The sequence below is a fragment of the Pedosphaera parvula Ellin514 genome, assembly GCF_000172555.1.
Taxonomy (GTDB): Bacteria; Verrucomicrobiota; Verrucomicrobiia; order Limisphaerales; family Pedosphaeraceae; genus Pedosphaera.
The window spans coordinates 118,227-131,357 of record NZ_ABOX02000006.1; the positions used below are offsets into that span (position 1 = coordinate 118,227).

General features: G+C 52.8%; 7 protein-coding genes and 1 tRNA gene. 6 read left to right on the plus strand and 2 right to left on the minus strand.

Annotated features, from left to right (window positions below):
- The first annotated feature begins 44 nt into the window (after positions 1 to 44).
- Positions 45 to 1,058, plus strand: coding sequence for a golvesin C-terminal-like domain-containing protein (locus tag CFLAV_RS06620; RefSeq protein ID WP_007413894.1), 1,014 nt, complete (start codon positions 45 to 47; stop codon positions 1,056 to 1,058).
- Positions 1,059 to 1,460: 402 nt separating this feature from the next.
- A complete protein-coding gene (locus CFLAV_RS31955) occupies positions 1,461 to 6,890 on the plus strand; it encodes a putative Ig domain-containing protein (RefSeq protein WP_007413895.1) in 5,430 nt (1,809 codons plus the stop codon).
- Between the two features lie 231 nt (positions 6,891 to 7,121).
- Here the strand turns inward: CFLAV_RS31955 and CFLAV_RS37830 are convergent, their stop codons facing one another.
- Positions 7,122 to 7,982 (minus strand): DUF2934 domain-containing protein, encoded by an 861-nt coding sequence (locus tag CFLAV_RS37830; RefSeq protein WP_007413896.1) that lies wholly within the window; start codon positions 7,980 to 7,982, stop codon positions 7,122 to 7,124.
- 338 nt (positions 7,983 to 8,320) lie between these two features.
- Between CFLAV_RS37830 and CFLAV_RS06640 the strand changes: the two genes are divergently transcribed.
- A tRNA-Thr gene (locus tag CFLAV_RS06640) sits at positions 8,321 to 8,395 on the plus strand.
- Between the two features lie 85 nt (positions 8,396 to 8,480).
- Here the strand turns inward: CFLAV_RS06640 and CFLAV_RS31960 are convergent.
- Positions 8,481 to 10,220, minus strand: coding sequence for a hybrid sensor histidine kinase/response regulator (locus CFLAV_RS31960; RefSeq protein ID WP_007413897.1), 1,740 nt, complete (start codon positions 10,218 to 10,220; stop codon positions 8,481 to 8,483).
- Positions 10,221 to 10,466: 246 nt separating this feature from the next.
- On the opposite strand from CFLAV_RS31960, the gene CFLAV_RS06650 reads away from it, so the two are divergent.
- The 3 genes from CFLAV_RS06650 to CFLAV_RS06660 all read left to right on the plus strand — a co-directional run bounded on the left by CFLAV_RS06650 (position 10,467) and on the right by CFLAV_RS06660 (position 13,128).
- Complete coding sequence (locus CFLAV_RS06650; protein WP_007413898.1) at positions 10,467 to 11,630, plus strand: hypothetical protein; 1,164 nt, start codon at positions 10,467 to 10,469, stop codon at positions 11,628 to 11,630.
- An 80-nt stretch (positions 11,631 to 11,710) separates the two neighbouring features.
- Positions 11,711 to 12,562, plus strand: a complete 852-nt coding sequence (locus CFLAV_RS31965; protein WP_007413899.1) for an RluA family pseudouridine synthase — start codon at positions 11,711 to 11,713, stop codon at positions 12,560 to 12,562.
- A 146-nt stretch (positions 12,563 to 12,708) separates the two neighbouring features.
- The gene (locus tag CFLAV_RS06660) at positions 12,709 to 13,128 is read left to right on the plus strand and encodes an RrF2 family transcriptional regulator (protein ID WP_007413900.1); all 420 of its coding nucleotides are present in this window, start codon (positions 12,709 to 12,711) and stop codon (positions 13,126 to 13,128) included.
- The last annotated feature ends 3 nt before the right edge of the window (positions 13,129 to 13,131 follow it).

The window sequence follows — 13,131 nt, forward strand, 5'->3', positions numbered from 1 at the left end:
AACGGAATCCCCAAAAAACCCCAACTAACCGAAAGATAAAGCCAATGAACAACATCCCAAAATCAATAGTGCTCGCCGCGGGCATTGTTGCAGGCACAACCGCAGCTAATGCCAGCAGTGATTACGCTCCAGCCATCTGGAATCCGGCCTACTCCGGCCACTGGTACACCTCAGGCAATGGTCACAAATTTGTGGTCTGCCATGATATGGAAGGTTATTACCTCTCCACCATCTCCTACTTCCAACAATCAGGAACTCAGGCCAGTATCCACTACTGCGTCAACGGCAAGCAGGATACCGGCACTGATGCGCCAGCCGGTGAACTCACCCAGATGGTATCGGAAGCCTATTATGCCTGGCACGTCCTCTGTTGGAATACCTACTGCGCCGGAACTGAGCATGAAGGGTTTGCCAGCAATCCTGCCTGGTATACCGATGCGATGTACAACACCTCCGGCCTGCTCCAACGCCATCTCTGTGATCATTACGGCATTCCCAAGGACCGCAATCATATCGTCGGCCACGATGAATGGCAGAATGCCGCCTGGTGCACCTATGCCTCTGCTCACTTCGGCATCGACACCACCTGCAATTCCCACACCGATCCCGGCCAATATTGGGATTGGAACAAGCTGATGAGCATCGTCAATCCCACCACCACCACCATCGTGGTGGATAATGCAGACGCTGGTTTCAGTACCTCAGCCAACTGGGCCACCGGCACCTCTGCCACGGACAAATATGGCGCTGATTATCGTTACCGCAGCAATGCCTCGCTCAGCGATGCAGCGACCTTCTCCACCAGCCTGCCGTCCGCTGGCACATGGACGGTGTACGTCTGGTATCCTGAAGGCGCAAATCGTTCGTCCTCCACTCCGTTCATCATCTCCACCTCTGCTGGCGATCATACCGAGGACGTTAATCAGCAGATAACCGGGGGGCAGTGGGTCAATCAAGGCTCGTACACCATGAACTCTGGTGCCAATTACATCAAAGTATCCTGCTGGACAGCCGCTGCGGGCGTAGTCGTTGCCGACGCCGTCAAATGGGTTCAATAATTAACTCGAAAATGCGGGCAGGGGCGCCAAAAAATGTAGGTGGCGTTCCTGCCTGTATCTGACCTCAATCCTGTTGTAGTAACTGCAAGTCTTTAATTCGTAACAATTTTCTTCTTGAAGACTGCACCAGGAAACGTTTTTATTAATGCTTCATCTGTAATAAAAAAAAGCGCCAAGTGCGGAAAAATGTAAATGTAACAGGCGCAATTCGTCGCAGTTTCACAAAAGTTTTTTCAACTCGCTTCAACACTGAAGCATCCGGAGTGATAAGTGGCAGTAAACCGGGCCGAAGCCGTTCCAAGGCCTTTAACTTTTAATTTAATAGAAGACAGTGATTAGGTTAAATATCTGATGTCCAGCAGTAGAAAACTCCCAATCGGGAACAGATCAGAAAGTAACAAAATGAAAACCCACCATAAGCACGTCAGTTACAGTCAAACCCGTAATCCGGCCTGGTTAAAGTTGTTGGTCCCCATGTTCATTGGCGCATCATGTGCGAACATGGTAACCGCAAGTACTGACTACGGCCCGGCAGTTTGGCGGCAGGCCTATTCCGGCCATTGGAGCACATCAGGTTATGGTCACAAGTTCGTGGTTATCCATGACATGGAAGGTTATTATGCTTCCACCATTTCCTATTTCCAGCGTTCCAGCACGCAGGCCAGCGTTCATTATTGCGTCAACGGCAAGCAGGACAGCTCCACTGACTATCCCGCCGGCGAAGTAACACAAATGGTGCGCGAAGCTTATTATGCCTGGCATGTGCTCTGTTGGAATCATTACTGTGCAGGCACAGAACATGAGGGTTTTGCCAGCAATCCTGCCTGGTACACCGATGCCATGTACAACTCTTCCGGATTGCTACAACGGCATCTTTGTGATCATTACGGAATTGCCAAGGACCGCAATCATATCGTCGGCCACAACGCCTGGCAAAGTTCCGCCTGGAGAACCTATGCTTCTGCTAATTTCGGCATTGATCCCAACTGCAATTCGCACACCGATCCCGGCCCATACTGGAACTGGACGAAGTTGATGAATGTGGTTCTCGGCACTTCCTCCGTCCCTTCCGCACCCAGCACCCTGGCCGCGACGACTGTTTCTGCCAGCCAGATCAAGCTGACCTGGAAGGATAATTCCTCCGTTGAAACCGGTTTCAAAATAGAAGACGCCACTGCCTCCGGTGGCCCCTTCACGCAGATTGCCACCGTGGGCGCCAATGTAGTCACCTACACGGCTGGCAGTCTCGGATCGGGAAACACCTACTACTTCCGCGTGCGCGCTTATAATGCCTCCGGCAATTCCGGCTATTCAAGCGTTGCCAATGCCACCACCAAGGACACCATCCCCGGCGCTCCCAGCGCTTTGGTGGCGACTGAGGTTTCCTCGAGTCAAATCAACCTGACCTGGACTCAAGGTGCCGGCAATGAAGATGGTTTCAAAATTTTCCGCTCCACCGATAACATCAACTTTACCCAGGTCGGTACTGTCGGAATCAACGTGGTGAGCTATTCCGACACTGGCTTGCTTGGAAACACCCAGTATTACTACAAGGTTTGTTCTTATAATACTGCGGGTAACTCGACCTTCTCGAATGTTGGGAATGATATCACTGCTCCCCTGGCTCCAAGCGCGTTGACTGCCGTTCGTGGCGCAACTTATGACAAGATCAACTTGAACTGGACCGACAATTCCAGCAGCCAGGCAGGGTTCAAGGTCGAGCGAGGCACCGCTGCCGCCGGACCTTTCACCCAGATTGGCACCAACGCCGCTGGCGTCAGCACTTACACTGATACCGGTCTCACAGCTCTCACCACTTATTATTACCGGGTTCGCTCTTACAATGCGAATGGCAACTCGGGTTACACCAGTGTCGCCAGCGTGCAGACTCCAGATGCTCCTCCGGTCCTGGCTGCCATTGGTGACAAAACCATCGCGGTTAGCAATGCGCTGACCTTCACTGCCACAGCCACCGATCCCAATCAAAGTGTGGTTACCACGACCTGGCAAACGTTTGAAAGCTTTACGAACAACACCCCCAACGAGAACGTGATGTTCAATCGTCCTTCCAACTCCAGCACAACCAGTGCCTTCCAGGATACTTCGACAAATTATACGACGGTTACTTCCACCTTCCCGACTGGCCATACCGGCACTCGCGTTATGAAGGTCGGTTGGGGCTTCAAGACCGGACAGACGAATCCTTGGGTGCGGTTGAATACCTTCAATCCTCCTTTCGTGATGAACCCGACCATTGATGGCGCTCAAATTATTAAATTCGACATCTACTCGACCAAGGCGCTGAAAGTCGGCGTCGGTTTCCGTGAAACCGGCACAGCCGCTGCCTATGGCGCAAACGGCGGCACGACTGGAACCATTGATTGGGCCGGCGTTACCAACGTTGTAAGCGGTGCTCCTCTCGCCAGCCATCAAATTGCAGCCAGCAACTGGACCACGCTCTCCCTCAACATCCCGTTTGAACCGCAGGCCGCCTTCACTGGTGACGGCAAGGTGAGTGAAGCCAAAGGGGTCTTGGAACACCTGATACTCGGCGCGGTTGCCAATGCCTCCGGCGCTTACACGGTTTATCTCGATAACTTCGCCGTGGTGGCTCAGAACACCTTGACCTACAGCCTGAGCAACGCTCCGTCAGGTGCAACCATCGATGGAAAGACCGGCAAATTTGCGTGGACGCCCACTTCAGGTCAGCTGGGCACCTTCCCAATCACTGTTATCGTGACCGACCAATTCGGAGTCGCTGATAGCGAAATGATCAAAGTCACCGTAACCGGCACGGGCAACAATCCGCCAGTCCTTGCAGCAATTGGCAGCAAGACTGTCAACGAAGGCACTGCTTTGACATTCACAGCTTCAGCGACGGACGTTGATGTCGGGCAGACCCTAACCTTCAGTCTCGATGCTGGTGCGCCTGCTGGTGCCAGCATTAACTCAGCCAGCGGTGCATTCACCTGGACTCCGACCGAGGCTCAAGGTCCAAGCACCAACACCATCACGGTCCGCGTGACTGATAATGGTTCGCCTGCACTGAGTGACTTCGAAACCATCACTGTTACCGTCAAGGAAGTGAACACCGCTCCGACTCTGGCTGTCATTTCAGACCAGACAATCAACGAAGGCAGCACTCTCAGCCTCACTGCCTCTGGCAGTGACAGCGATGTTCCCGCGAACACTTTGACCTACAGTCTTGATCCAGGTGCTCCAACAGGTATGACGATTAACTCTTCATCCGGTGCCATCACCTGGACTCCAACTGAAGCCCAGGGTCCGAACGTCTATCCAATCACAGTGCGTGTGACCGACAACGGCTCACCCAGCCTGTTCGCCACCCAAAACTTCAATGTCACTGTGAATGAAGTGAACACCGCTCCAGTGCTTAGCCTTGGAACGAGCGGCACGATGGTCACACTCATTGATGACTTCGAAACCGAGGATCCTGGGGCTGATAGCGGAACGGTCATGTTCCGTGTGGCAAATTACTCTGGCAGCACGTCGGCCTTCGTCGACCCTGCTGTTACTCCCATGACAGAAGTCTCGACCAATTATCCGGACTTCGATGTGAACACCAGCCTGCAAACACTGCACGTTCAATGGGCCTTCAAGACCGGCACAACGAATCCATGGGTCCGCCTGACCACCTACACAACCAGCGGTTACACCAACACCTATTCCGATCCAAATCCAACCATCGACTTCAGCCAGCGCGTTCGCTTCAAAGTCTGGACTGACAAAGACCTGCGTGTTGGCTTGGGTGTTCGCGAAACAGGAACAGGTGTGCCGGTTGGCGACAACGGCGGCATTACCGGTGCGTTGGAGTGGGTTGGCGTTACCAATAACATCGGCGGTCAGCCACAACCAACTCGCACCGTTACGGCCAGTAACTGGACGACGCTGGAATTCAACATGCCAGCCGAGCCTGTCACTGCCTTCCCTGGTTCCGGAAACGGAGTGCTTGCCTCCGGCAAGGGTGTGCTCGAGCACCTGGTCCTGGTGCCGGCTGGTGGCATGGGGACTTACAACCTCTACCTGGACGATTTTCAGGTCGTGAATATCAGCACCAATTTGATGCTGAACACTCTCGACACTATTACCGTTCAGAACTCCGCCACGGACAGCGACGTGCCGGCGAACAACCTCACCTACAGCCTCGGTGTCACTGCGCCAACCAATGCAGTCATTGATCCTATCAGCGGTTTGTTCACCTGGACTGCAACGCCGAATTACAATGGGACGAATGTAATTCCTGTTATCGTGACGGATGACGGAACTCCGAATCTGAGCGATACCAAGAACCTCATCGTCGTGGTGAACGCGATGAATACTCCTCCTCGTTTGGGCGGACTGCCTGATCAGGCGGTTGAAGTTTCCTCAGGTGGAACCATCTCCTTCACGGCCACCGGCGAAGATGATGATATCCCAACCAACACGCTTACCTTCAGTCTGACCGGCACCGTGCCCAGCGGTGCGAGCATCGATTCGAGCACGGGCGTGTTTACCTATACTCCTTCAGGAGGTGCGAGCACGAACTCGGCAACCATCCGCGTGACGGACAATGGCACTCCGCCACTCTATGACGAGCAAACAGTAGTGCTGATCGTGGCACCTTCCAACGCTGCACCAGTCCTGACGCTCCCGAATGGTGCCATTACGAAGACCATCGCCGACTACGAAAGCTTCACGAACAATACTCCCAATGAGTACGTGATGTTTAATCGTCCGGCGAATTCCAGCACAACCTCATCGTTCCTGGATTCTTCCACAAACTACACCACTGTGACCACCAGCTTCCCGGTGGGTCACTCGAGTTCAAATGTGCTCCAAGCGGGTTGGGGCTTTAACACCACCACCAGCAATCAGTGGCTGCGTTTGGACACTCAGAACACCACCAAACTTGGCAACCCAACCATCGACTTCAATCAGACCTTGAAGTTCGACATCTATACCACCAAGGCCTTGCAGGTTGGCATAGGCGTTCGTGAAACCAGTACTTCGGCCGCCATCGGGGCGGATGGTGGCACCACGGGCACCTTGGAATGGGTGGGCGTTTCCGGCAAAAATGGCAGCGCTCCAATTCCGACTCATACCGTCCCGGCCAACACCTGGACGACACTTACATTCAACCTGCCAACCGAGGCAATCACAGCCGCCTTGGGCAGTGGCGATGGAGTGCTCCAATCCTCCACGGGCAAAGGCGTGCTTGAAGAACTCGCCCTGGTTCCCACCGGTGGCACGGGTGCTTACACGATCTATCTGGATAATTTCCAGGTGGTGACCAGTTCCAATCTGGCCAATGTGTTCACCGTCAACGTGGGCAGCACCCTTGCCTTCACGGCTACCGCCACGGATGCCGATCTTCCAGCTCAAGTCCTTGACTTCGCACTGGATGCGGATTCCCCGGCCGGAGCCAGCATTGATCAGGCTACGGGGGCGTTCACTTGGACTCCAGCCTCCACCGATGTGGGGACCAACGCGATGACCATCTTCGTAACGGATGAACCCACCAATGGTGGTATTCCCAAGTCGGATTCGAAGACCATCACCGTTATCGTGGTGAATGATCCAGCGCCCGCTCAACGCATCGCCCCGGCGCCCGTTCCTACCGGCAGCATGAAGCTGTCCGTCAGTGGTGGGACAGCGCTGACCTGGCCTGCGAGCTCCGGTAAACTCTATCGCGTCCAATACAAGAGCAGTCTTGCGGATGCGACCTGGACCGACATTAAGCCGGACGTTCTCGCCACCGGTTCAACAGCTTCGTTGAATGTGCCGCAAGATGTGCCCCAGCGCTTCTACCGCATCATTCTGCTGAATGAATAATCAACGGGCGGGCAATTATAATTTGCCCGTTCACCTCTGAAAAATTAAACCAGAGCGGGGCTGCTGTTACGGCAGCCCCGCTTTTTTTGCCAATACTTATCTGGAAAAGGAGAGCAGGGGAGGCCCGGTTTCCGCAAGATCCAGGTGTGGGGAGATATCCTAAAAAAATGGTTGAGAGTTGCCTCTCAACCATAAAGAAGACAGGACAAGGTAAAAAATCTACCAGGGAATTTAGCGGGGTGCTCGCTGCTTTTTGTTCGCCCGTCTTTCTGCCTTCAACTGAGCCTCAGCTTCCAACCAGTTCTCAACGTCGCGCCCTGGTTGCATTCCAGTATTGACGTAAATCTCCTGCGCCCGAATCGCGATTTCTTCCCGGGTCAGTTCAGGCATTGCTACTTCTTTGCCATTGTTGGTGGCGGTGGAGGCAATAATGACGGGAGGAACTCCAGTCGCAGTTTTGCTGGTGGCAGAACCTGCAATTTCGGAGCCGCCTGAAACCGCCTGAGTAGTGACTTTCCGCAAACGAGGTTTCATCTCCTCGCGCTCTGCTGCTCCTTCTTTTCTGCCTTTGGTTTTGGGTGCAGCTTCACCGGCTGAGGCAATGTCTTCAGCGCCAGCATTTTCGAAAATCGCTTTTGCCTTGTCGGCATTGCGACTGGAATCGGTGTGGACCGAAATTAAAATGTTTCCGCTGCGGATTTTCCCCTCATAACGCTTGGCTTCATATTCCGGTATGCCCATTCCAATCAGCGCCCCGGTAATTCCTCCCAACGTCGCGCCCACGGCTGCGCCGCTCAGAGCCGCCATGAGCGGTCCGGCTGCTATGAATGGTCCTATGCCTGGAATGGCCAGCGCGCCGATTCCGGCCAGCCAGCCGAGTGCACCGCCCAATGCGCCCCCGGTGCCGGCTCCGGTTACAGCTCCTTCAGGTGCCTTCGTTTGTTGTTGATGTGCAAAATCTCTGCTCCCCTGTTTGTCGGGAAAAAGCACCGAAATGTCATCATGTTGAAAGCCGGCCGTCTTGAGTTGGTTCACAATTTCAACTGCCTGGCTATCGGTTTGAGCAATGCAAAAAATGGATCTTCTGGCCATAAAATTTTTCAATGAGATTGAATGTTTGTTAAGAGCTCCTACAGATGCCCTGTCAACAGCGCTCCTGGGGAACTTTCGTCGCTTATCGATTATGGTAGGAATAATGAACTTGCCTATGGGGTATTCTACTGCCGAATTGGCGGAAAACTCTAAATTTCCCCATGGAATTCAGCCCCAGGACTCAGACCGGACAGGACATCAAATTTACGATTACGAGAAAATTACTTGTCTCCGGTTTTCAAGAGAGCTTATTATCTGTCATTAGACATGAGTCGGCAGAGACCCTTCTGCGGCCATGAACAATAACTTGCTGCAAACTCTTGCAGCCAGGTGTTTAAGCCAATGTAGCTCAGTGGTAGAGCAACGGTTTCGTAAACCGTAGGTCGTCGGTTCAATCCCGACCATTGGCTCCACTCCTCACTAAAGTCCGGCTGGAAGCATTTAATTAATGCCCTTGCTGAGGAACTTGGTGGGCCTGGCTTTTCCGAACTGTCTGAATCAAATAAGGCTCTCTTCTTTTTTTGCACTCATTCCAACGCCCGCAAGCTGCCTTTCCCTGAAACGGTTGGAGAGAACGGAAAGTGATGGGTTCGACTCGACCTTTGTTGATTTACAATCATGGTTCAGGGGCAGTTGGCAGGACACCAGGGTGCCATTCTCCCCGTTCGCACGAATATCCAACGAAGCGCCAATCATGCTCGCGCGCGAATTCATAATGCGTAATCCCATGCGATCGCTGGGACCGGTGGTGACCGGGAAGGGGACCCCATCGTTTCGAATTGTCAAAACCAGCTTGTCTTCGTGGGCGGTGATCGAAATCCAAACATTCTTCGCCCGGCCATGTTTGATGGCGTTGCTCGCTGCTTCCTGCGCAATCTTATAAAGTTGCACCGTGGCATTGGGTTGCAGCGTCGGTAATGGTCCGGAGCTGCTAAAGTGACAGGAAATTTGGAACATCTTTTTCACGTTGCCAGCCAGTTCCTTCAACTCCAAAGCCAGATCGCCCCCTTGTGAATCCAGGGTGCTGAAATTATGGGCGAGATTATGCGTGTGGTTGATGACCTCGTTGATTAATTCCTGAATTTTCCGCGTATCCGCCACTTTGGGAAGTTCCTTGTTCGAGGCCTTGGTTTCCAAAGCCTTAAGCATGAATGAAATGCCCATTAACTTCTGGCTCAGATCATCATGCAGGTCGAAACCAATACGCCGTCTTTCCTTTTCGGCGATTTCCAGAAGTTCCTTTTCCAGGCGGGTCCGCTCATGAATTTGACACTGTAGTTCAGCATTGGCCACCGTCAGGTCGATCGTGCGTTCGTGAACCCTGCGTTCAAGTTCCTCGCGGGCCTGTGAGATTTCCCGATTCCGGGCGCGTAACTGCTCGTCAATGCACCTCAGGTCATGCACCATCCGGGAAAGTTCCTGCGCGTTTCTTTCGAGCTTATGTTCCGCTTCCTTGCGTTTCGTGATATCTTCAGCGATCCCGGCAACGCGATACAACTGGCCTTGCTCATTCAACACGGGAAAGCTTCGATATTGAATCCAGCGAATATTGCCATTGCCATCAATAATCCGAAACTCTCCATTGAATTCGCCTCGTTCCATCTGGGGAACATCTTCCAGAATCTGCTTCTGATCGTCGGGATGCACGGCGACGAGCCAGGCGCGACTATCCTCCTTGAGCCTTTCCCTGGAGCGACCCCATATGTGTTCATAAGCCGGGCTGGTATATAAGGTTCGGCTTGGCCCCTCTTTGCCGGACTGATCAAACATGAAGAAAACGACGTCAATATTCTCGGTGAGTTGACGGAAGCGCTCCTCGCTTTCCCTGAGCGCGCGGTCTGATTCCCGGCGGGCCTTGCGGACGGCGGCTTCCCTCAATTCACGCTCAACCGCCGGCACCAGGCGCGCCATCTTGTCCTTCATGATATAATCATGCGCTCCGGACTTCATGGCGAGCACGGCAATGTCTTCTCCAATGTGCCCTGAGAGAATGATAAAGGGAATGTCCAGGCCCCGCTTCGTAAAAAGCTTTAGTGCGTCCAAACCGGTGAAACCAGGCATGACATAATCTGAAATGACAATGTCCCATTCCTCCCGTTCCAAAGCGGATTCCATCTCCTTCGGATTGTCCACCCGGAAAGCATACGGTTGGTAGCCGCCTCTTTTAAGCTCCCAAAGCATCAACTGCGCATCGTTGTCAGAATCTTCAACGACCAATACACGTAGAGGTTGGCTCATAATCTCATAGGAGGTTGGGCTATAAAGCTATGGCGCGACGATGGTTCAAAACGATTAAAATGGGAATGGGGTAAGAACCCCAAACTAATTTCCACTACACCCCAAACTAATTTTTGCTAACCTATGCTGGTTTTTAACCATCAATTCTATAACTGCCTGTAGTTCAAATAGAAACGTTGATTCGTTCCCAGTTCTGCTGCTTGCGTGGACTTCGGTTCAGCCGTGGGGTATTTTCAATGTGTTGGCATGATCTCTCCCGCTCAAAATATTAAACCAGTCGAACTCAAGGCTTCCCTTAACCAGGTGAAGCAATATGTGGGCGAAGTGGTTTACTTGTACGCGTTCGATGTTGCTTATGACATGTCGCGCCAACCGATCCGGGAATTGTTGGGCCAACCGGTGGCACAATTTGTGGTGGATTCAAGCAAGCGCAGCCCTCGTCATTTGTTTTTTTACAAACCACAAATGGTTCGCCTCCCTCCGTTGGAACGACTCGGACCACATGGCGCCGTGCGTATGGAGCGGGTGGTGAAGATTCTGCCGGTGGGTGCCATTAGCATTCTTGTTCGCGTTCCCTTTTCCGTGTCGCGTGTGGAAGATTTGGTGGATTACCACGATCTCGAATTTAGAAATGGTGTGTTGCAGGAAGAAGTGCGCCACTTGGCCGAGGAGATTCGTCGTGAATTAAAACCTTATCTGATCCGGCCCGTGGCCCAACTCGCGCCGGAAGAGGCATACACCGTTTTTTGCATCAAATCCCCGCTGCTTACAATTGATGGCGCCTCACTGAGTGCCGAGGATTGGCTTCGCTCCCAACGTCGCGAAGTGGCTTCCTTGCTGACCCAGGAGCCGGACATCGAGCACCTCTCCAAACAGGAAGCGGAAGAATCCACGCAGCGCTATCTCAGCTACTATGAGCATGATCTTGTGGTGGTTGATTGGGATGCCGCCCTCATTGTTGACGAATCGGAAAACTTTGATGAAACGCTTTATGTAATGGAGTTGGCGAATCTGCAGTTGGCTGAGTTGGAAGCCTACGATCGCATGCTGGATGAAGCTCTGGAGCGCTCTTATCGTGATTTGAGCGAGCATCGCGCCCGCACCCGGGCGGACATTTTACGCGAACTCCGCGACATACGAATCGACCTCGCCCGATTCAATGACGAACTCTCGAACATCACCAAATTCTTTGGTGACTGGCATCTGGCGCGCGTTTACGAAAACATTTCCGCCCGTTTCCATCTCGGCGATTGGCACCGCTCCATTGATGGCAAGCTGAAGACGCTCGACGATCTCTACCAATTGCTAAAGCATGACCAGAACAATCGCTGGATGTTGATTTTGGAATCCACCATCGTGCTGCTTTTCGTAATTGATCTCGTCATCTTATTTCTAGGACTGAAGCGTTAATGCTGGTACAAAGTGGTGTGGTTCAACGATGCGCTGCATCGCAACCGGAAGTTGCTTAACATCTGTAAGGGTTCCATTCAGTGGCTAAACCAAAAGACATCGAATTAAATAACGGCAAAACTCTCATTCCGATTCTCTATGAGGATCGATCGGTCCTGGCCGTGGACAAGCCTGCCGGTTGGATGCTGGCTCCGGACTCATGGGATAAAACGGGTCGCAATCTCCAACTTGCTTTGCAGTCCTCCCTGAATGCCGGGGATTTCTGGGCTCATTCCCGAAATATCAAATTCCTGCGCTATGTTCACCGGTTGGATGCGGAAACGACCGGGGTGCTGTTGCTCTGCAAAAGTCTCGGGGCCTTGCGGGCTTATGGTGAATTATTCGAGACGCGGAGCGTGGAAAAGTTTTATCTGGCAGTGGTTCAAGGGATACCAAAGCAATCCGAGTGGACCTGCAAACTCCCATTGATTGCCGACCCGGTCGTGAAGGGAAAGATGCAGGTTGTCACTCCCGGTAAGCCGCTCCCCAAATCCGATCCGCGCGGCCCTCAAGCTGAACTCAAGGACGCTGAAACTCACTTCCGCGTCATCCAAACCCTGCAGGATAAAGCGCTGGTTGAGGCTCAACCCATGACGGGTCGCACCCACCAGATTCGGGTTCATCTTGCGGCCTCCGGCCATCCCATCGTCGGCGATCCACTTTACGGGAATGCTCCCGCAGCTGCTTCGAAGGGAGCCCAAATTATTGCGCTCCGGGCGATAAAGCTCATTTATTGGGATCCTTTCCAAAAGCGTCAAATTCGCATTGCAGCGCCCACGGATGAGTTTCTCAAGATGTATGGCTTCGAGTCCAAGCCTGTGAGCACTCCAACTCCTCAACCCGAACTTTTGCCAAAAAAAGTGGGAACAAGGAAACCTTCTCATACCTCATAATGGTGCAGTGCATTTTAACTTATGACCCGGCACGGTTCTTTCTGGAATAACCCCGGAGTAACTCTGGAGTTGGCAGACATTGAACAATTGTCATTTTCCGTACAGTTTCTATTGCGGATTCGCCATCCTCTGCATAAGGTGCCAGTATGAAGCTTTCCGCTAAGAGTGATTATGCTGCACGTGCTGTAATCGGGTTGGCCCGTCATTATCAAACTGGTGAATCCCTGAGGGTGGAAGATTTGGCGGAGGGGCAGGGAATTCCACCCAATTATCTGGTTCAAATTTTAATCGAGCTTAAGTCTCAACAAATCGTCAAGAGCCTTCGCGGCAAGGAAGGTGGCTATTTGCTCGCCCGCCCACCTGCCGAAATCTCCATGGCCGACGTTCTCCGTTGCGTCCATGGCCAGGTGTTTGATTCCCCGGCACTGAGTGATCCTCTATGTCCCCCGGAATTGCGCGCGGCCTGGCAAAAACTTCAGAAGGCTGTCGATGCAGCTGCCGAGTCGATCAATTTCCAGCAGTTGCTGGATCAGAGTGTCGACAAAGGCAAGATGTACTACATCTGATCT

Coding starts and splice junctions, on each gene's coding strand:
- CFLAV_RS06620 (WP_007413894.1), top strand. CDS start 45: ATGAACAACATCCCAAAATCAATAGTGCTCGCCGCGGGCATTGTTGCA.
- CFLAV_RS31955 (WP_007413895.1), top strand. CDS start 1,461: ATGAAAACCCACCATAAGCACGTCAGTTACAGTCAAACCCGTAATCCG.
- CFLAV_RS37830 (WP_007413896.1), bottom strand. CDS start 7,982: ATGGCCAGAAGATCCATTTTTTGCATTGCTCAAACCGATAGCCAGGCA.
- CFLAV_RS31960 (WP_007413897.1), bottom strand. CDS start 10,220: ATGAGCCAACCTCTACGTGTATTGGTCGTTGAAGATTCTGACAACGAT.
- CFLAV_RS06650 (WP_007413898.1), top strand. CDS start 10,467: ATGATCTCTCCCGCTCAAAATATTAAACCAGTCGAACTCAAGGCTTCC.
- CFLAV_RS06660 (WP_007413900.1), top strand. CDS start 12,709: ATGAAGCTTTCCGCTAAGAGTGATTATGCTGCACGTGCTGTAATCGGG.